The sequence below is a fragment of the Bradyrhizobium sp. USDA 10063 genome, assembly GCF_054063735.1.
The window spans coordinates 7,851,937-7,872,030 of record NZ_JBSSGP010000002.1 but is presented as its reverse complement, the minus strand read 5'-3'; the positions used below and the strand labels follow the sequence as shown (position 1 = coordinate 7,872,030).

Annotated in this window: 12 protein-coding genes and 4 pseudogenes; 6 read left to right on the top strand and 10 right to left on the bottom strand. The window is 58.9% G+C overall.

The features are described 5' to 3' along the window. Window positions 1-122: 122 nt before the first annotated feature. Both ACVJGD_RS39070 and ACVJGD_RS39065 read right to left on the bottom strand, forming a co-directional pair. A complete protein-coding gene (locus ACVJGD_RS39070) occupies window positions 123-2,162 on the bottom strand; it encodes a hypothetical protein (RefSeq protein ID WP_456639160.1) in 2,040 nt (679 codons plus the stop codon). Between the two features lie 611 nt (window positions 2,163-2,773). After that, window positions 2,774-3,364 carry a hypothetical protein gene (locus ACVJGD_RS39065; protein ID WP_456639159.1) on the bottom strand — a complete coding sequence of 197 codons (591 nt, stop codon included), beginning with the start codon at window positions 3,362-3,364 and terminating at the stop codon, window positions 2,774-2,776. A 447-nt stretch (window positions 3,365-3,811) separates the two neighbouring features. Here ACVJGD_RS39065 and ACVJGD_RS39060 point away from each other — a divergent pair. From ACVJGD_RS39060 to ACVJGD_RS39050, 3 genes and pseudogenes are all read left to right on the top strand, one after another. Next, window positions 3,812-4,390, top strand: a pseudogene (locus ACVJGD_RS39060) (YopJ family acetyltransferase); the annotation flags it as partial. A 46-nt stretch (window positions 4,391-4,436) separates the two neighbouring features. After that, complete coding sequence (locus tag ACVJGD_RS39055; RefSeq protein WP_456640522.1) at window positions 4,437-4,937, top strand: YopJ family acetyltransferase; 501 nt, start codon at window positions 4,437-4,439, stop codon at window positions 4,935-4,937. Window positions 4,938-4,981: 44 nt separating this feature from the next. Next, window positions 4,982-5,401, top strand: a pseudogene (locus ACVJGD_RS39050) (transposase); the annotation flags it as partial. Window positions 5,402-5,721: 320 nt separating this feature from the next. Here ACVJGD_RS39050 and ACVJGD_RS39045 read toward each other — a convergent pair. After that, a pseudogene (locus ACVJGD_RS39045) lies at window positions 5,722-6,819 on the bottom strand (IS110 family RNA-guided transposase). Window positions 6,820-6,881: 62 nt separating this feature from the next. Here ACVJGD_RS39045 and ACVJGD_RS39040 point away from each other — a divergent pair. Next, window positions 6,882-7,715 (top strand): IS701 family transposase, encoded by an 834-nt coding sequence (locus ACVJGD_RS39040; protein WP_456640521.1) that lies wholly within the window; start codon window positions 6,882-6,884, stop codon window positions 7,713-7,715. 448 nt (window positions 7,716-8,163) lie between these two features. Here the strand turns inward: ACVJGD_RS39040 and ACVJGD_RS39035 are convergent, their stop codons facing one another. Further along, the gene (locus tag ACVJGD_RS39035) at window positions 8,164-8,583 is read right to left on the bottom strand and encodes a reverse transcriptase domain-containing protein (protein WP_456640520.1); all 420 of its coding nucleotides are present in this window, start codon (window positions 8,581-8,583) and stop codon (window positions 8,164-8,166) included. Window positions 8,584-8,774: 191 nt separating this feature from the next. Here ACVJGD_RS39035 and ACVJGD_RS39030 point away from each other — a divergent pair, with 191 nt between their 5' ends. Next, window positions 8,775-9,113, top strand: coding sequence for a ribbon-helix-helix protein, CopG family (locus ACVJGD_RS39030; RefSeq protein ID WP_456632515.1), 339 nt, complete (start codon window positions 8,775-8,777; stop codon window positions 9,111-9,113). 143 nt (window positions 9,114-9,256) lie between these two features. Further along, window positions 9,257-10,324: pseudogene (locus ACVJGD_RS39025) on the top strand (recombinase family protein); the annotation flags it as partial. A 552-nt stretch (window positions 10,325-10,876) separates the two neighbouring features. Here ACVJGD_RS39025 and ACVJGD_RS39020 read toward each other — a convergent pair. From ACVJGD_RS39020 to ACVJGD_RS38995, 6 genes are all read right to left on the bottom strand, one after another. Continuing rightward, window positions 10,877-11,401 carry a reverse transcriptase domain-containing protein gene (locus ACVJGD_RS39020; protein WP_456640519.1) on the bottom strand — a complete coding sequence of 175 codons (525 nt, stop codon included), beginning with the start codon at window positions 11,399-11,401 and terminating at the stop codon, window positions 10,877-10,879. A gap of 841 nt (window positions 11,402-12,242) precedes the next feature. Then, the gene (locus ACVJGD_RS39015; RefSeq protein WP_456639158.1) at window positions 12,243-13,706 is read right to left on the bottom strand and encodes a carbohydrate porin; all 1,464 of its coding nucleotides are present in this window, start codon (window positions 13,704-13,706) and stop codon (window positions 12,243-12,245) included. 1,545 nt (window positions 13,707-15,251) lie between these two features. Continuing rightward, window positions 15,252-15,554, bottom strand: coding sequence for a transposase (locus tag ACVJGD_RS39010; RefSeq protein ID WP_456639157.1), 303 nt, complete (start codon window positions 15,552-15,554; stop codon window positions 15,252-15,254). Window positions 15,555-15,888: 334 nt separating this feature from the next. After that, window positions 15,889-17,223 carry an oxygen-independent coproporphyrinogen III oxidase gene (gene hemN, locus ACVJGD_RS39005; RefSeq protein WP_456639156.1) on the bottom strand — a complete coding sequence of 445 codons (1,335 nt, stop codon included), beginning with the start codon at window positions 17,221-17,223 and terminating at the stop codon, window positions 15,889-15,891. A gap of 628 nt (window positions 17,224-17,851) precedes the next feature. Then, window positions 17,852-19,141: a C4-dicarboxylate transporter DctA gene (gene dctA, locus ACVJGD_RS39000; RefSeq protein WP_456639155.1), complete on the bottom strand. Its 1,290-nt coding sequence runs from the start codon at window positions 19,139-19,141 to the stop codon at window positions 17,852-17,854. Window positions 19,142-19,301: 160 nt separating this feature from the next. After that, the gene (locus ACVJGD_RS38995) at window positions 19,302-19,646 is read right to left on the bottom strand and encodes a hypothetical protein (RefSeq protein WP_456639154.1); all 345 of its coding nucleotides are present in this window, start codon (window positions 19,644-19,646) and stop codon (window positions 19,302-19,304) included. Between the last annotated feature and the right edge of the window lie 448 nt (window positions 19,647-20,094).

Sequence of the window (20,094 nt, the reverse complement as noted above, 5' to 3'; positions counted from 1 at the left end):
GCATCTGGAAAGCAAGCTGACCACCTCGCTCCCGGGGCGCTGTTGTATTCCATGGGGTGCCGTCAAATTGAATCCCGGAGAAGGACTGCAAGGCACCTACATGGATTGGTGGGCCAGCCTGTTCAGGTTCTGCGAAGAAAAATCTCGTGCTCCAAGCCTGGCGGCCCAATAGTGGCCGTGTAGTTCAGGCCGCGGATGGTCAAATTTGTCTCCGGCTGAGACGCGCTCGGGAGCACATCATGCAAGCGCATTCCTTCCTTGAGGTCTTCCGGCGCCCATTGGTCGCCGTGCTGCCATCCCTGGGGAAGGTATAGTTCTAGCTTTGGCATCACCGGCTGCGATTGCTCCGCGTGATATGCCGCGCCGGAGCTAGAGCCCCCGAGGTCCCACAGCGGAGACGGATTCGGCTGATTAACACTGTCTGCTGGCGAATGGCGTGGTGAAGCGAACATCTCCAAAAGCTTCGCTGTGTCCAAACTTTCCGCTGGCAACTGGCCAGGTTGATCCGCTCCCAGCCAAATCTGCTCCGGATCGACAACTTGCACCGGCGAAGGAACGGGCGGGCTTGGCTGATTAACGGTGTCCGCTGGCGAACGGGCGGGTGAAGCGAGCATCTCCAAAAGCTTCGCTGTGTCCCAACTTTCGGTTGGCAGCTGGCCAGCTTGATCCCCGGCATCCGGAAGCTCCGCCGAATTGTAGACCGGCTGTGAGTGGACGGGTTGATCATTCAGTAGCCGCCGAAGCTCTTCTGGGTCGACACTTAACATCGGCGACGGGACAGCCAGATCATCCTCCGCGTGTAGAAAGCCGCCCGCGCCGGAAGCGTGCTCCGCCTTGCGGAAATCGCGAATCATGCCCAGCCCGCTGATGAGGCTTTTGTTACCCGGAAACAGCTTTTTAGCAAGCTTGACTAGCTCGATGTAGTCTAAGTTATCAATACTTTGGCCGTCAGCATTGAGCGCCCCTGCAAACCTGAGAAGACTTTTAACATACGTTTCGACGGCCTTGTCCGGGCGCCCGCTAGTACGAGCCGCAGCCTCGATGAGGCTCTTGTCTTCCACGGAGGAAACATGATCCCCACGAGTGCGCGCAGCTAGGATACCGGGCTCACGATGCTCAAGAAGCACCTCCAACGCGGCGTTCATTTCCTTATCAACCCCGTATGATGCCTTAGCATGGGCTGCGAGCGAATTGTGATCAAGCGCAGCGATTGTTTGCCCCTTAGACTCGAGAGATTTCGCCAACTTACGAAGATTCTTATAATACTTCTCGGTGGTGCGAGGTATCCACCCCCGGCGCGCTGCAGCTGCCTGGACGGCTCCCTCGATCAGGTTCGCATCTTCCTCAGAGGAGACGTAACGTCGGCCCCCGTCAGCCGAAGCACCGGGCTCACGATACTTATGCAGGGCCGTCAACGCGGAAAGCATATGCCCATCCCGAGGAAAAAACACTCTCGCGTGCGAGACCAAAGAACCGTGATCGAGCGCATCAATCGTCTTGCCCCGTGACCCGAGATCATTTCCCAACGTGCGAAGCGCCCAGGCATAGTTGGAACCCGTACTCCTTTGCAGACTCTGGAACGCAAGATCCTGCATGGCCTCGTTGATGAGATCCCGGTCTCTGCCAGACAGATGAGGATAGTTGTCGACTGGAGGAACGGCCTCGTCGATGGGGCTCCCATCTTTCGCAGAGGGAACAACATAACGTCGACGTGCACCATCAGGAGCATTGGGCTCGCGATATTTTTGAAGCGCCGTCAACGCGGGAGCCATTGCCGAGTCACGCGACAAGAACTTTTCAGCGCGAGCTACCAGGGAATTGTGATCGAGTGCAGCAATCGTTTCGCCGCGAGACCCGAGATCTTTCTCCAATCTGCGAAGAGCCCCAGCATAATTCTGAGCCGTGCGCTGGCTCAATTTCCGGCGCGCAGCCTCTGCCTGGACCGCCCCGTCGATGAGGCTCCGGGCACTTTCAGGCAGATGAGGATAGTCGGGGTCATGAGGCACGGCCTCTCCTACGACGGGAGTGGCATCGGCTCCACGCGCTTCGGCCAATTGCTGCTCAAAGGCCTCTTGCCCCGCCTGCCCCGATTGCTGCTCTTCCGAGACGGCGTGCTGCACCTGCGACCAAGCCGGTACATTGGATGGGTCAAAATTGTCCACGCTAGCCTCACGTCCACAGACCACAGGGGGTCACAAGATACGCAGGCAAGCTTTCGAGAAGCTGACGAGCCCCGCCACTTGCAACGCCATATAACGAGCGCAAAAAAGCCGCACGCCACTGTGTGCATACGGTCCCGTGGGTCGGATGGGCGTTGCGGCTAGTATGCTTATACTGGCGAGTTTGTTGTTCCGACAATGGCGCGTTGAGTCTGCACTGAAGTAGCTTTTGCCAGACATACCGACTTTGTCGAAGAAGGCTTGGTTTCGTGCGCGGGCATCAGAAAGGAGTGTGTCCCACACTACCAACTCGATTTCACCTTTGAAGCCGTGCTGAGGTTGGAAGGAGCGGCCGACCGTCGCTTCCCAAAATTGTGGTCTCCAGAAGGCTGCACCGGCTGGTGCTGCTGGGCGGCAGGGCTCTTCGTCGCGGCAGCCCCCGGCGCGCGCGTCGTCTACCGCCGAGCTATACGCCCGACGCCCCTCCGTTTTTGTGGGGGCGAATATTCTCTCCCGGAACATTCGCCCCCACATTAGAGTCGCGTCTCGCCGCCTGAGAGGCACAGAGAAAACCGCTCAATGCCTGCGCTGCGAACAAGCTGCATCAGATCGCATCATCCACAGCCTCTGCAGATTCTAAGGCACGGAGATTCATCAGGGGAACAAAGTTCCATTGCTGAGCAGAGACCCGTTGACCTTGAATAGCCAGACCGGGTTGTCCGCTGGAGTGCGATCAATGTCTCGATAGCACCGCCGAACCTGAGGACATTAAGAACCCGCTGTTTTTCTGACGAAAGCGCATCTATCTTGGCGTCTCGGGCTCGTATGGCCTGAGTCAGCCGATCGACCTCCGCTTTGAAGAACTCTTTGCGGTTCCGATAGACCTGCTCATGAAATGACGCGATCTCGCCCAGCTTGCGCAAAGTATCGTCTTTGAACATGGTACCCGCCTCCTGGAGAATGGCGATCGGCCGGGTCGAATCCGCCTCGGGAACTTCCGACGCGCTCTCCTGATAGAAGTCGCGCAACCGACCATCCGAGACGTTCGCGTTTATCGCGTCGTGGAGTTCTCGATCTATCCCGCCCAGCTGCTGTTCGAGATCACGGTAGTCCTCTCTCAGGTTGAACGAATCAAGTTCCTTCTTCCTGGCACTTAGTTGAGTTTCTAAAGCAACGCGCTCGGCCTCAAATTGATTTCTGCGCACCCGCTTCCTCAGCAGCCTTCCTCACCCTTTGATGCATCGTTGAGATGGCTCCGGCTGGCAATTTTCTGGTGGATGGATTCCTGCAATCCCCAATCAGTTCCAGAAGGAAGCTCAAAGCCCTCTCATCCTGGTCGACGCTGCACTTCCACCCTGTTCGCGGCGCGGCACCTTAATACCGCGAACGCCATGTGCGCTATCGCGCGAGCGACCTCAATTGGCGCAATTGGGATAGCTTGACCTTTGCGTAAAAAAGCGCCGCAGAGGCTCGACGCCTGGGCGGCGTCAGCTTCTCGTCAGCGACCTCGCGTATCATACTATGCTAGCTAACCAACGCCAAATCGGTGCGAAGCAACTGTGCCGATAAGTGCGCGATCATGACTTCAAGGCAGCCCTTGCGGATGAACTCGTGCGGGCCCGGTCGGTGATCCTTCTGACAGGAGAATAGATATGGGCGGCTGCATTTCGCGACTGAGCGTACGGCGTGGGACCTCTCAGGATGACGGGCAACACGCCCAGGAAGCCGCATTTGCTGATCACCTGGCTTCCGTGCGATCGCGTCCGCCTAGATCCAGTACTGAATGGCAGCACTCGCCCGGACCATCTCGCGGGGCCGGTGGCGAAACCGCATCTCACCGTATTCCAGCCCGCGTTGACGAGAAGCTTCAGTTGCTTGGACAAACACTTGAGCGTGCCAGCCAGGCAGGAATTTCGTCCGGTCTAATGGAATACGGTCGGCAGGTAGCTCGCTATCTGTCTGCCAACATACAGCCCGACCACGAATTGTTGTCCCTCGATCTCGCCAATCTTCATCGCCTAGCGGACAGCTATAACAGGCGCTACCCGGATCTTAATCTTAAGTACATGGACTCGCCCGCCAAGCTTCTCGAGGCGTTGGCGGACCGGTCGTCGGATCGTGCTTGGCGCGCTGTCGTACGGTTGGCAGACGGCGAGATGCACCACTTTGCTGCTGATGTTCGAACCCGCGCCGGCGCACCGCCGACAGTTATCGTGATGGAGCCGGCCGACCTTTACACCTTCGTGACGCCATACTCCAGGTTGCGGGCGGGAAACGCTGCAGCAGCTGGGAACGGAGCCGAAGTGGGCCTTTATCGGGGTTGGCACGCAGAAATCTGCCGGCGATTGCGTGATGTTCAGCATGCAATTTGCGCTGGCGGCACACCAAAAGTCGTCAACCTTCGAAGACTGGCATGACAATCTTCATAGGCTTGGAACGATTGCCGACGAGGGGGATGATTCCAGCAACTACCTTCCATCACCCGACGTCATGCTGGAATATGCCGAAATAAACCTCTTCCACGGGGAACAGTTCCTCCCCGCGCTGTTTTACAAGCACTCCCACTCCGGCGGAGTAATCGACGAGGTCGCAAGCTACCAGCCTGGTATCAAAGACGAAGATGTGAGCACCAGCAGGCGCGATCCCAAAACAGAGTCGCTGGCCGGACGGCACGAAGCTTTTGCTGTCCAGCGAGACTCTCGCCAATACAGCGCCTCTATCGAGGCGTCGAGAGCAACCAAGATCCGCACGGCATTGGACAGGATGTTACTCGATTAGCACTACAGTTGCAATTTTGGGTGGTTCTGAATCTATGGGCTACCATGATTCGGGACTTGATGATTGGTGGAGCGTCGGTCGAAGACACGCTGACGCTGTGGGCTTCTTTGTTGCGAGAGGCCAAGCAACGAATTCGTCCGCTGTTTACGCAGGAGCGGGTCGCGATCTCGGCGGGGCAGTTTCTCGACGGTCTGTTGAGCAACGAGCCGCGCAAGACGGGTTGGATGCGGGCGGAAGCGGCCGACGATAAAGGCCCGTGGCGCCAGCAGGCGATCCTGGGCCGGGGACGATGCGATGCCGACGCGCTACGCGACATTGTACGTGAATACGCGCTGGAAACCCTTGGCGATCAAGACGCGGTTCTGATCATCGATGAGACCGGGTTTTTAAAGCAGGGCAAGGCCTCGTGCGGCGTCGCGCGCCAGTACACTGGCTCGGCGGGCAAGATCACCAATTCTGATGTTCGTTGTCCAGGGTTATCGGCATGAGAGTGCGATCTCCGTTTGTGCCGGAGTTGCCAATGGATGATTGTTACGCAGCGCAGGAGGCAGAGCCGCTGAGACGACGGTTTGCAGACTCTGATACGCGGGTTGGATACCGCATTTCCGTTTGTTCGTCCGGGGCTGCCTCGATCTGCCAGCGGGCATCGACAATGTCGGCCACACAATTGGTGCGAGAGTTCCCCAACCGGGGCTCTGCCCCCAGCGATGCGCAACAATGATGTCGCTCCTGAGAGTTCTCCTGTGTTGAGGTGGAAGGAAGCGTTGGCTAATTCGGCAAGCGATCAGGTTGCGCTGTGCGGCTCCACCTCTCGGCCGATAGCCCAGAGGAAGGCGGCCATTTCCCGGGCGATGGCCACGGTGACGACTGCCTGGCGTTTGCCACGTGCCATCAGCTTGCGATAGCGAGCGCAGAGTCTGACTTGGGCTTTCCAGGCAATGGCGCACACCGCTTTCGTCAGGCCGGCCTGCCGCTCCTGCAGCAGGCGGCTCATCCGGGCGCCCTCAATGAGCACGCGGCGCGCCCGGCCATTGCCAGCTTTGGTGATGTTGCCGCGCCGGATGCGTTCCCCCGTGGAGTTTTCACAGGGCACCAGGCCGAGATACGCCATCAGTTGGCGCGGGCTGTCGAAGCGGCGCACGTCGCCGATTTCGGTGACGAAGGTGACCGCGGTCAGGAGGGCGACGCCGCGTAGCGCCTGGTAGGCGGCGATAACTGGAGCCATGGACCATGAGCTTACCGCCTCGGCAACTTGTTCGTCCAGGCGCTTGAGCCGGATCTCGGCGGCCTCGATCGCTTGGCGATACTCGGCCAGCACGAGATACTGCGCCGGATGCTCGAAGCGTTGCTCGCACAGCCATCGTGTATGCGCCTTGGTCCACGCTTGACGGCCGGTGAAGACCCGGCCGTGACGCGCAGGAAGGACTGCAAGTGCTGACGGGCCCGCCGCAGATCTTCCATCGCGGCTTCCCGGGCACGTACCAGTTCTCGCACCGCCTCGTGCTCCGGATCCGGTACCCAGACCGCGGTCAGCTCTCCTGCACGATGCAGCTTGGCCAGGGTCAGCGCATCACGGCGGTTGGTCTTGACCCGTTCTCCAGGCCGCTTTGGGATCAGTGATGGTGCAACCACGATGCAGTCGTGGCCAAGCCGTGTGATCTGACGATGGAGACCGTAGCCGGTCGGGCCGGCTTCGTAGCAAAAGGCGAGGTCCCGGTGCCTTTTGGCGAGCTTCGTAACCAGTCGCTCCACCGCATCAGGCGCGCTATCGATCTCACCGACGAAGCGCACGTCGCCATCGCGCCCCCGCCTCGGCCACGGCTACCGAGATCTTTAGCTTCGACGTATCCAGTCCCACGTAGATTTTGCTATCCTGCCGCACGGCTCGTCCTCCTATGCGAGAGCCTCGGTGCCGGCCCACCCGGCGCAACCCTCGCTCATCGCATACTGCGGACGAGCCACCTCTCGGACAACGAACATACGGTCTGCCAGATTGGCGTATTTGCTTGCTACGTGCCGCGGCTAGGCCATACCTTCATCGACCGTGCGCTCTACCTGCCAAAAGAATGGACGGACGACCGCGTTCGCCTGAAGGCAGCGCATGTGCCGCGCGATGTGGGCTTTGCGACGAAGCCCAAGATCGCGCGTCGCATGATCGTTCGCGCGATCGCCGCAAAGCTGCCGTTCTCGTTCGTTGCGGCGGACAGCGTGTATGGCACGGGAGAGATTGAAACCCTGCTGCGCAACGCATGCAAAGGCCATGTTCTGGGTGTTGGGTCCAATCACGTGTTCTATTCCTGGGGCAAGGGGCAGCCTGTCGGCGGCACCGCCTCGGCGATCGCACAGAGCCTTCCCAAGCAGGCCTGGCGCCGCCTGTCGTCCGGCGAAGGGACCAAAGGTCCGCGCTGGCACGACTGGCCCTATCTCAAGCTGGCCGATCTCGACGGCCGTGAATACGACGATGGCCTTGCCAGGGATTGGACGCGAGGTCCCCAACATTGCCGATGGCAGCTTGGCGTTTTACTCCACGTGGTGCCCAAGGGCACGTCCATCCAGAAGCTGGTGTTAGAAGGTCATCGCTGGGCCATCGAGGACAGCTTCGAAACGACCAAGAACGAACTCGGTCTTGATCACAACGAAGCCCGCTCCTGGCACGGCTGGCATCGCCATGTTTCACTCGTCATGCTTGCCTTTGCTATAATGGCCGTCATCCGTGCCCGGGCCAACATCGCGCCCAAAAAAACGCGATCGGGGCCTCGACCGAAGCATCGTTCTTGATCCGCTGGTCGATCCAGGAAATCAGGCGCATCGCCTTGAAGCTTGCCCGGCGATGCATCTCGCATGCACACTTACCCGCTTGGTTGTCCTGGCGCAGGGCTCATCAAGCCAACGCGCGCAGAGCCATCTCAAGAACAAATTGTTCGCGGTAGGGACGCTCATTGCTGAGCGCCCCCCGCGCGGATCCGGACGAGCCCAATTAAGGCATCCGGCTCTTACCTTGGGTGTGTGACCGCGAAGCGCTGCCGTGGCCAGGGATGGAGGATGCGGGGTTGTGGGAGCCATTCGTCCGCCAACCTCGTCATGCGGTCCCACGTGATGCCGCCTCGTTGACTTCGCCGCCGAAGCGTTCGACGCCAGAGATCGGTCACATAGTAGCGGAACGCTGAGAGCGCCCGCCCATTTGTAGGAACCCCATAGTATGCGAAGTGGCCGGTGACGACCTGTCTCAGCCACCCTGGGCATGGATCGGTTGATGCATCCGTCGTCGCAGCTCTTCCTTGATGTCCTGAAGCTTCCTCCGCAGACGGTCGCGACGGGTCTTCCTTTCGAGCAGGAAGTTCCCCCGGCGTGACTTACCGCAGATGTGGGTGAAACCCAGAAACATGAAGGTCTCCGGTTTGCCAAGGCCGCGCCCTTTGCGATTGGCCGCCGCACGGCGACCGAACTCAATCAGGCGGGTCTTGTCTGGATGGAGTGTCAACGCGAATGCTTCAAACCGTTCACGCATCGCATCAAGGAAACGGCGAGCGTCGTCCTCATGCTCGAAGCCAACCACGAGATCATCGGCATAGCGCACGATAATCATGTCGCCGTGGGCCTCTTGGCGTCGCCAGCGTTCGGCCCAGAGATCAAACGTGTAGTGCAGGTAAGCATTGGCGAGCAGCGGCGAAATTACTCCCCTTACGCAAAAGGCAACTTCACCTTCGATCGGGTGATTTGTGGCTGGCGCAGAGGGCTAGCTGTGCTCGACCTGCGTCTTAAAAGGTAATATGCGTGCGGGGCTAGTAAACGAGTTGTTAACTATGGTTATGTCAAGAAGAAATACGTTTATGTCAGATGGCACGTTCAACGAAGACGCAGAAGGCCCTGAACTTGAACGCGGCGCACGGCCTGTTGTCGCGGGGAAGCAGCGTGGCAGAAGCGGCGACCATGTTGGCGCAGGAACGCGGCATCTCGCTGCGGCAAGCGTATCGATATCTGCAACGCGCGCGTGCGCTCCGACGTGCGATGCCGGTTGGAGAACCGTCGGTGCCAGCAACGTTCAAAATTCCCCGCGACGTGCTCGCGCAATTGCGTGCGTATTCCAGGCGCAGCGGTTTGCCGCTGAGCGTGATTGTCACCGAGGCGATCGAGAAGCGTTTGACCGCAACACGTCGGCGCGGAAGACATGGCTAAGCGCTCTGCAGAGCGTCCTGCCGTTTGTTTGGAATTTGCTTTCGATCGCCTGCTCCCCATCAAGTTACAACAAGCCTATGGGCTGCTGGTTGCGAACTGTGTTCGTCCCGTAGGGCAGGACTCCGAGAAGAGAGGAGACGGCCGTGAAGCCTGCAGCGATCTACGCCAGGGTCTCGTCGGACAAACAGAAGGAAGAACATACCATTGCGAGCCAAACGGAAGCTCTGCGCGGCTTCGCCCTACAGCAGGGCTTCAGCGTGCCCGATGAATGGGTGATCGAAGACGAGGGTTACAGCGGAGCTACGCTCGTTCGCCCGGGCCTGGAAAGGGCTCGCGATTTGGCGTCGGAGGGGCAGATCGATGCAGTCCTCGTTTATTCACCAGATCGACTGAGCCGAAAGTATGCATATCAGGTGCTTCTCATTGAAGAATTTGCACGACATAACGTCCAGACGGTGTTCATCAAAGCGCCCCAGACAGCTACAGCGGAAGATCAGCTGTTGTTGCAGTTCCAAGGCATGATCGCCGAGTATGAACGGGCGCAAATTCTGGAGCGGTCACGCCGGGGCAAAAGGCACCGTGCACTGCAGGGAGTTGTCAACGTTCTTTGCGGCGCTCCGTTTGGCTACCGCTATATCCGTAAGACTGAGCACGCACCCGCGTCTTACGCGATCATAGACGCTGAGGCGGCCGTGGTGCGCAAGGTCTATGAATACTACACCGTTGCGGGTTTGAGCATCGGCGCCATCACGCGTCTGTTGAACGAACAAGGCATTCCTACGCGCAAGCGTATCTCGCGTTGGGAGCGTTCGGTGGTTTGGGCGATGCTGCGCAATCCTGCGTACAAGGGAACGGCATGCTTCAACAAAACGAAGACGGCGAAACGACAACGCATCACGCGGCCAATCCGTCTGCGGGGCGGATTTGCCTCACGTGACAGCGCCCACCACGAGCGGCCACGAGAGGACTGGATCGAGATTCCGGTACCACCGATTGTCACCGAGGAAACCTTTGCACTGGCTTCGGAGCGGCTTAAGGCGAACAAAGACCGTGCGCCTCGCCGCACGATCACACCCAGCGTCGTGCAAGGCTTGGTGTCGTGCCGCAAATGCAGCTACGGTCTTTATCGCACTTCGACGCGGACAAGTGCGCGTATGATCCACTACTATCGTTGTCTTGGCTCCGACGCATGGCGCCGCCTTGGCGGGCCGGTGTGTGATAGTAAGCCGATACGACAAGATCTTCTTGACGAGGTGGTATGGCGTGAGATCCTCAAACTGCTGGAGAATCCACGCCTCATTCAAGAAGAACTGGAACGGCGATTGGCTGCGGCACGCACTGCCAGCCCCGTCAAACGCCGTGAAGAGCACTTGCAGCGGGAGTTGGCACGCGTACGAAAGAGCATGGAACGTTTGATGACCGCGTATCAGGAAGAACTGATATCGTTAGACGACCTCCGCCGTCGCATGCCCGAGCTTCGCAAACGTGATCAGGCAATCAGCGCCGAGCTAAATGCGCTTGAGACCCAACTTGCCGACCGCGCTGGATATCTGCGTCTAGCAAAAACCATGACAAGCTTCCTTGCACGACTACGCGAAACGGCAAAAACGCTGGAGGTCGCGGAGCGTCAGCGCATTGTGCGACTCCTGGTCAAGGAGATCCTGGTGGACGATGACACGATTGTCATCAGACACTCGATTCCAGCTCCAACCGAATCAACTGACGGCAGTGGGCCGCCCTCGCGCTCCAAAGGTCACCAACCGCTAGGCGACGCAAGTTACCTTTTGCGTAAGGGGAGTAATCACCGATCCCTGCCCCGTGCCCCTGTCGTCCACAGTTACGACCCCGTCTTCGAGAATGCCCGCCTTCAGCCATTTACGGATCAGGCGGATGATGCGCTTGTCGCCGATGCGGTGTTCCAGAAACTGGACCAGCCAGTCTTGGTTCACACTTCCGAAAAAGTTTTGCACGTCGGCGTCAAGTATCCAGTTCACCTTCCGCGTGGTGATCGCTACCGCCAGGGCGTCCAACCCATCATGTGGGCCTCTACCGGGTCGAAACCCGTAGGAGAAGCCGACGAAGTCGCCTTCGTAGATGGCGTTGAGCACCATGACGGTCGCGCCCTGAACGATTTTATCCTCCAAGGCAGCGATCGCCAACGCTCTCTCCCGGCCGTCAGTCTTCGGGATGTACGTCCGACGTGACGGCTGGGGACGGTACGCTCCTCCGTGGACCGCCGGTGCAGATCCGCAAGCCGAGGCTCCAGATCTGTCTCGAAGTCCTGCCATGTCACACCATCCACGCCGGGGGCTGCTTTGCGCTTGAGCGCGTAGAAAGCCATACGGAGCGTGTCTGTGTTGATATGGTGGAGAAGCGCGGTGAACCGCTCCTTCTTCCTCTGCCTTGCGGCTTGCCGTACGCGATCAAGCTCCTGGATCACACGATCCCGGCCCTGTGTCCGGAGTGTGCTTTGCTGTCTCGCGTTTCCCTTGGTCCCCGCCCTTCGCTCCATCGCCTCCGCCACCGTACCTCCGGCTTTGTTCGGCGACTTCATAGCTACTATGGCGGAGTCAGACTTCTCCAGATCGTTCATCGGCGGCTACAGCTCCTCGCCTTCCCGCCGCGGACCAGGCTGCTTCCATGAGCATCTGGCCGACCAAGAGAGCTCCCGGTTCCCGTACAAGAAGCTTCTGCACATGCCAGGGTCTGCGACCACGCCGAGACGACTGGGCGCTCGCGATATCGCGCCCCTTCGTGTTGCCTTCCGCTCAGTTGACAGCGTCGGCTCTCGGGAAAACATTCTTTCGCGGCTCGATGGCTGGCCTATGCGCTCCCCTGCCGACGCTTCGCCGACATCCTCGCGGAGGCCTGCGCACGGCTCGGGGCCGATGTGGATCGCTACTCCTTCATCGCAGTGGACTTCCACCACTTACTCCTTGCCGGTCTCCCGGCGCACCAACTGTAGTGCTAAAGAGCGCAGTTACGTTGTCTCGGCCAGAATGAGCTATTTCCTTCGGCAGATGAATGGCTTCGGACCGTAGACGACATTCGCTTTGTGTCAGGAGCGCAGCGGACATCAATCGCATCCTGATCCGCAATGCCTATTTACGAGTACACACCTTCAGGCAGTTAGAAGAATATTGACGTAGACACTAACAAATTCAGAGCATGTCCCGTTTCGCGTGTGTGTGTAATGCTCGTCGGCTTGTTGATGTACATCAGTCCCACGCTCGCATAAATCCCGGGTGCCAGATGCGCGGTATAGGTGCCTGAGATCGCCGTACTGTCCCGATGCACGAGATTCCCTTTAGCCAAGGCAGCATCCACCAAAAAGTTGCTCCAGACCGCGTTGGTGGCAACAACAGCAATCTGATCAGTGGGTCGGCTGTCAAACAGTCCTTTCGCATAAAGACGAAGCTCGTAATATTGAGTGACTCTATTTAGGTCAGGCGGAGCGTACATTATGGAGAACCCGCCATAGATACCACGATATGCCGAGCCTTGGACATCAGACTGCCAGAGTTGCCTGTCCGCAGCGACGTAGTAAACGCTGTTCGCGTTGGCTCTCGGTTGCTCCGGATACTGCAAGTTCTTGTAGCTGCTGTTGTTGAAACCGGCGCCGACCCGCAACCAGGTCTCTGGTAAATCCGGAGCAGCTTTGTTCTTATAGCCAGTTTCATCAAGGAAAAGAATGCCCGCGTTGGCCGTGCTCCAGTTTAAGCCGGTGGGATTTTCGGTTATCTGCGCGTATTGACCGTCTGGACTGATTGAGCGCTGGATTGAGACCTTGTTATACAAGTGATCATCAAAATTGTACTTCAGGTTGAGAGCTGGCGTGGGCGCGGCGTTGTTACTCATGCCTACTTGATACAGGATGTTCGACGAGGGGGCCAAAGCGCTTGCTCCTGCATTCCCTCCGACCAATGTGCCTGCGAACTCGTTTACATTTCTGAGATAACCCATTTTGAGTTCGACTTTCCTGTCGAAAAACGTCTGATAGTAGGCCATCGTATTGAGGCCAACTCTATCTGGCCCACCGGGTTTCCATGTCCAGTATTGCTGCTCGGCTCCCGCGATGATTTGACCATCGGGTATTCCAAAGCGGCTGAGATCGTAGGTCACGATTACGAAATTTACGGTACTAAATGTCGGATTCTGGCCAATGTATAACTGATTGGGAGTGGTGGTTCTGACTGCATTTGGCAGTCGATTGTCTATGAGGCTGTTTACCGTCCAGCTAACATAACCGATGCCGACGTCTGCCAGCGTGGATCTAACACCGCCCTTATCCTGATCTATGGTGTCGGCAGGACCAGGTATGATGAGCCACATGCCTTTTTCGCGGAGATTCTCGAATTTCGCAAATGGGTCGATCTTTGTTTGAGTACGCCTAGCAAGTTCATCCGCATTGGTGCCCTTTGCTGTAGGCTGATTCGCAGTTTGCGCTGCTGCCGCGCTGCCGACGGAACGCGTTGCCCCTTTGAGCCGGCGGGTCCGTTGCGTGGCGGGATCCGTGGCCTTTCGAAGTGTTCTAGCAGCAGCCTCATCCGGAGTATCGCTCTTGGGGTTAGGGACGTTCGCAGCTTGTGCCAACGCCGAACTCCCGATGAGAATCGCCGCTAGGAAGAGTGCGATAGCAAGCCCTCGTTGCTTCGTAGTTGGTCGAAACCTGAAAAGGGGTGCCGCAGCCGAATGTATCTGAATGAACATCGCGACGACAACGCGACCACGCATAGTGAGCTCCGCTTCCGTATTGTTAGGTTTGATGGATTGCGCTCCGACATGATTGGCCGGAGCTGACCCCAGCATCTGGCATCTGAAGGCGCCGGGGAGTAACCCTTGGCGACAGGCGCCACCGTCTATCTCAGCGAGACCTGCTCAGCGTTCCCGAGCCTCGTTGCTGGCGGGAATACCGCACGCCATGCAATGATCGGCGCGGTGTGTGCCGAGCGCGCGATAACGCCGCGATGCGAGATCGCCAGTTCCAACGCAGTTCTGCTGCGACGTTCTCGGCGCAAAGAGCGGCTAAGATTATTGGGCTGCCTTCGCTCGGCGCGATATTGGCAACGGGTCGACGGAGCCTCGCTGTCCTTGCCACCGATACCTGAAAAGGACCGCCTCTTCCAAGATATGCGTGAGGATTTCCGCCATGCAGACTATCCTGCTCGGAGAAGACGTGTCCGTCGAGAAGATCGCAGCCACGGGAAAGCAGGGTGTCGCGAGGCAGCCAGGACGCGCTGGCTCTACGTAGCTTCGTTCGCATCCCGGTAGCCGAGTGACGAGGCAATTGACAGGCCCGAAGCTCAGAGAGCTTTGAGATCTGCGCGCCCAGAGGTCGCGCCAGAACGTCTATCATGGCCTTCCCGTGAGAAATGAGAGATCGCGGGTGGAGCAGAGTTGATAGCTGAAGTCAGCGCGCTCATCACGTCTGTTGGTCCGGACAGATCTATATTGCATCCCTAATTCCTTGACGTGTAACCGGCGCAACGTTGCCGACGATTGCCATGTGTCGGTCATCTGCATCAATCGCTGAAGTTGGTAGTTGACGGGCCGTCTCTGACCGATCCTGACGTGACGCTAACCGTCGATCCTTGTAACCCAGGCGCCAATCTCATCTTCGATGCGAGCTCAGCTTTCGAGCGCTATGCTGTAGAGCAGGGCGATGCCCAAAAGCGTCTCATCGGCTGCTCATCAAGGGCGCCTCATAGAAGCTCATAACCAAACGATGGGGGAACGTTGCGGATAACGATGTTGTCGCGGTCGGACCTCGCTCCAGCGCTTGATCATCGTGGGGTGTTGCGTGAACGAGAAAATCCAATCCGGACCGGGACGTCGGGCGAGGGATGATGGAGATGACGGATCAAGCGGCCGCTTCGGACTCGCCGCCGGTCTTGCACGGGTCGTCAAGACACTTTCCGTGGGTTTTGGTGCTCATAGTTCTTCTCCTCGGTCTGTGCGCTGCAGGAGCCTATTGTTGGGCAAACGTCAGAGAATTGCCGAATGCGATTGCGCCGGTCGGGGCGCGATGATCGCGCCGACTTTATGGGGTTCTTCCGTATATTTGGTGCAGCATGAGCGATCGGAGTTGGATAGGCTGTCCGGTCGTTCTCAAGCAGCCAGGAGGACGCGTCGACGCAACTACGGGTAGCTTGCCCGGCCATACGTTTGTCGTTTGATGGCGTTGATCCGGCTGATCTGGCCTTCGACCGGACGGGTTGTCCAGGAGGTAGTTATTGCCGCTCGGACCGCATCGATGTCGCGCGTGATGCCGTTGGCGAAGCTCTTGAGCTCGCTGTTGGCTGCTTGTGTGATCCATTCATCGAGCTCGGCGATGTCGCTACCACTGAGAAGGGACGCAAACCGCTTCGCTAGCTCGGCCGCCGTGGCGAGTTCGGGGAGCTTGCGCAAATAGATGGCCGAGGAACAGCCTGGCTTCAGCATCGATCTGGTACTCGCTGTTCGGGTCGTTATTTTGGGATGAACTCTTCGAATCCGGCCAACTCCATACCGACACTTGGGCCGCCCGCCGGATCGGCTGAATTTCGAGCGGGCCGCGCCCATCAACTGTCTCCTCCTCAGCCAAAAGCGCCCCGTTCGGATTACTTCGGGACCGCGAACTCCTCCTTGGCGTGACCGACTGTGCCGGGAGCTTACAGGCGGTGAGTTGCTACCGCCTTCCGCAGCCGGTAGTGGCCTGGAGGCTCCGGCAAGCGCATATCGTTCGATTACCGACAAGCGGTGATGCTTTTGAATCCGCTCACACTGCTTGGCTGTGCTAATAGGGTGAGCGGTCGAGATAAGCGTCGAATGCGGCAGCAACAGCGCGAAGCACAAAGCGGTGCTCTTGCCTCACGCGGATGAAACCCTTTTCGATGTCCACTATCCCGTCCTCGGCGAGCATCGCCAAGCGTTCAGCTGAATCGAGAAAAGGGATCGGATCAAATCCGTGAGCGGCACAGATTGCCGGCAGGTCGGCCTGCAAATCGCACATCAGCCGCTCGATGATTGCAGCTCGGAGGCGGTCTTCCTCGGTGAGACGGTAGCCCTTTGACGTCGCAAGACGGCCAGCTCTGATGTGTTGGCCGTAGGAAGCGGTTGCGACTTCGTTCTGGACGTAACCGTCACTGAGACGGCCGATGGCTGACGCGCCGAAGCCGATCACGGTTTTACAGGTGTCGGCCGAGTAACCCAAGGAGTTACGCCGCAGGCGACCGGCTTTCTGCGCCAGCGTGAGCTCGTCGTCCGGCAAGGCGAAATGGTCGAGCCCGATTTGGCGGTAGCCGGCGCCGACCAGAATATCGGCCACGGCCGCGGCCTGTTCGGCGCGGGCAGCGTTGTCCGGCAGCGTCGCCTCATCGATCAGGCGCTGACGTTTCATATAAGACGGAACGTGCGCGTAGCCGAAAACTGCAAGCCGGTCGGGGCGCATAGCTACCGCCATTTTCGTGGTCCGGACGCACGAGTCCGCCGTCTGATTTGGGAGACCGAAGATAAGGTCGAAGTTGATGCGGCTTATTCCATGCTGGCGCAGATTTTCGACGGCGACCGCCGTCTGCGCCTCACTCTGGACCCGGTTGATCGCTTTTTGAACAATGGGGTCGAAGCTTTGCACGCCGATGCTCGCGCGATTGACACCGGCTGCTCCTAAGGCTTCGGCCATCTCGACCGTGAACGTGCGCGGGTCGATCTCGACGGCGACCGTAGCCGTTTTCCTGAACGCGAAGCGGCGGCGCAGAAGCTCCATCAGAGCCAAGAACTCCGCTGGCTCGATGAGAGTCGGCGTTCCGCCGCCGAAGTGCACGTCGCTCACGGGCAGCGCTTGCGGCGCTTGCTCGGCGACCAAACGGATCTCCTCGCGCAGCACCTCCAAATAATTGAGGATCGGCGCATCCCGGCGAGTGAGGTTCGTATGGAAGCCGCAATACCAGCAGATCGACCGGCAGAACGGAATGTGGAGATAGAGCGACACGGAGTCGCCAGCCGGCAGGCGCCTCAGCCATTTCTCACAAGCCTGGGCGCCGACCGCCGCGGAGAACTCCGGTACAGTTGGATAGATGGTGTACCAAGGCAGGCGGGCATCGCAATACTTTTTCAGGATTGAGGTCTGCAACGGTTACCGCCCCATGCTATGTGAGCATCATTTTGACCGCTGCGCTCTCCTGTGTCTTTGTGCTATGTCAATCGATCCGCTTTAACCGCGAAATCCGCGTTCCGTGATGTCCATGCTAAGGCGACCGAGGAAAACACTCTTGCCGTACAGCACACGCAGATCGCTGGGGCCGCTCGAAGGACCTCGTCGAATACCTAAATCGGCTTCACCAGATGGTGTTGCCCTCGAACGTGGGCCTCATCACGCGCCAGTCCGGCTCGGCGCGCGAGCATCGACGCGCTGGCCTCCCCTGAACAGCTAGCCGTCTTGGAAATCCCGAACCAATCCGTCAGAAACCTCTGTGTCGTGGTACTAGGCGAATGCCGCCGCTAGCAACCGCCCGGCAGACCTTTTTTTGCCCTCGTCCTACGGGGTGACCTCTTCAGACGTTATTTCCGGAGCGCTCGCGAAAGCGAGCGAACCGGCAATCCACAGGTTACGGCGAGCGATTCCGGGGTGCCGCAGTCCAAGTCGGCTGCTGCCGACTTGGACTTGCGCGAATTCGCCTATGCCCGAGCTCGACGTCCCCCGGAATGACGCATAGAAATGCAGCCGCCTACCTCGTGTTGTTAGCGGTCTCGATGTCGGCTTAATCAATTTCCTGGTTGAGCTGCGCATGCAGCGTGGCCTGGTCGAGTTCGCCTTCCCACCAAGACACGAGCACCGCGGCAATTCCGTTGCCGGTGATATTGGTAAGGGCGCGCACCTCGCTCATGAATTTGTCGATCGAGAACACGATCGCTATGCCCGGCACCAGCGCCGGATTAACCACTGACAGCGTCGCCGCAAGCGTGATGAAGCCGGCCCCCGTGATACCGCTTGCGCCCTTCGAGGTCAGCATCGCTACGATCAGGATCGTGAGCTGCTGGGTGAAGGTGAGATCGACCCCGAGCGCCTGCGCGATAAACAGCGTTGCCAAGGTCATGTAGATGTTTGTGCCATCGAGGTTGAAGGAGTAGCCGGTCGGCACCACGAGGCCGACCACCGGCTTGGAGCAGCCCAACCGCTCGAGCTTCTCCATCAACTGCGGCAGCGCGCTTTCCGAGGACGAGGTGCCGAGCACGAGCAAGAGCTCGTCTTTGATATAAGCGATAAACTTGAATATCGAGAAGCCAACGAAGCGCGCGATCAGACCGAGCACGACCACCACGAACAGCGCGGCCGTGGCATAGAACAGCGCGATGAGACCGATCAGATTGCCGAGCGCCGACGGTCCGAACTTACCGATCGTGAAGGCCATGGCGCCGAATGCGCCGATTGGCGCTGCCTTCATGACAATGGCGATGACGCCGAACACCGCGTGCGCCGCGTCGTCGATCATGCCGCGCAACTTCTCGCCGCGCTCCCCGAGCGCCATCAGCGAGAAGCCGAACAGAATTGCGAACAACAGCACCTGCAGGATGTCGCCGCGCGCCAGCGCGCCGACCACGCTGTCGGGAATGATATTGAGGATAAAATCGACAGTCTTCGAGGCTTCCGCCTGCTTGGCGTAACTGGCCACCGCCGCCGCATCGGGCTTGGCGGCAAGCCCACGGCCGATCTGGAACACATTGCCCATAATCAGGCCGAGAATAAGGGCAAAGGTGGAAACGACCTCGAAATAAACTAGCGCCTTGACCCCAACCCGGCCGACCTTTTTCGCATCCTGAATGTGAGCGATGCCAGACACGACCGTGCAGAAGATGATCGGCGCGATCACCATCTTGATCAGCTTGATGAAGCCGTCGCCGAGCGCCTTGACCCAGTCATTGGTCGCGAGAGATGGCCACAGCCAGCCGACGAGGACGCCGATCAGGATCGCGATCAACACCTGGACATAGAGGATGTTGTACCAGGGTCGAGATACCCGCGCGGGCGCCGCCGTTGCCATCGTTGTCATAACTTTCCTCCCAATAAGAGCTCGAATATCCGAGCCGCCGGGCGTTGACAGGCGACCGGCATTCATGAAGTCCACGTTGGACTGCCCGCTGTGCCCGCTTAAGGACGGCGGTGTCGGAAATTCGACAACCGGCACCGTCATTCCAGAGGCAGGCAGGCAGTTACGCGTGTTTTCTCTCACCAAGCAAAGCGCGCACCAGATTCCACCAGCGGCACGCCGATTGCTGAGATGAGGAGCAAAGAGCCGCCGCAGCCAAAGCGGTCGCGGCGGGCACATCCCAGGAATTCCGGATGGGCCTTGTCTGATTGACCCTGATCAATGCAATTTTGATGCTGCTTACGCTTGGCAATACAGAAGCGGCGAACATCAATGTGGCCTTCGGAGCGAACTTCACCCTGTCGGTCAGCGAATTGCAGCCTACTTCAGGCAGAGCACCGGGCACGAGGCAGTCTCGAGCTTTGGCGCGAGCGGTCGGTTTTGCAGTCAGATGCGCAAGGGGCGCCATTCCAAGTGTGTCTCTCGGCCGAGGACTCTCGCCCGGGCAGACTCGCCGATAGCGGTCCGTCGGCTCCCGAAAGCTGCTTCATCTTTGGGATGGGTAAGCTCGTGCTGTGGAATTTGAGTTCGACTGTGAAGTTGGTGAATGGCGCGGCGACTTTCGCAACAATGTCGATCTACGATCCGGCCGTGGCACCTTGCGGCGCAGCCGCGGCGCAGCCGATCAAAGCGCTCGGCGCCCCTTACGCGGCGGAGCCGAAGCTGGTCGCGGCCTCCTTGCATCACTCTGTGGCGGGTGCACCCTCACCTTCCCTTTTTCGGGGCTCGTGGTCGGATCAGTTTTCTACGCGCTGTCTTTCATGGTGCTGCCGCTCCGCGGCGCCTTCGTTCCCACGCTGGCTTGCTGTCGGCATGGTGATGTCCGGCCTTGCGGTAATCCTTACCGCAACGTTGAT

Excerpts from the sequence above, each read along its gene's own strand:
- dctA (WP_456639155.1), bottom strand. The coding sequence starts at position 19,141 with ATGACAACGATGGCAACGGCGGCGCCCGCGCGGGTATCTCGACCCTGG.
- ACVJGD_RS39010 (WP_456639157.1), bottom strand. The coding sequence starts at position 15,554 with ATGCTGAAGCCAGGCTGTTCCTCGGCCATCTATTTGCGCAAGCTCCCC.
- ACVJGD_RS39020 (WP_456640519.1), bottom strand. The coding sequence starts at position 11,401 with ATGGCAGGACTTCGAGACAGATCTGGAGCCTCGGCTTGCGGATCTGCA.
- ACVJGD_RS38995 (WP_456639154.1), bottom strand. The coding sequence starts at position 19,646 with ATGGCGCCCCTTGCGCATCTGACTGCAAAACCGACCGCTCGCGCCAAA.
- ACVJGD_RS39030 (WP_456632515.1), top strand. The coding sequence starts at position 8,775 with ATGGCACGTTCAACGAAGACGCAGAAGGCCCTGAACTTGAACGCGGCG.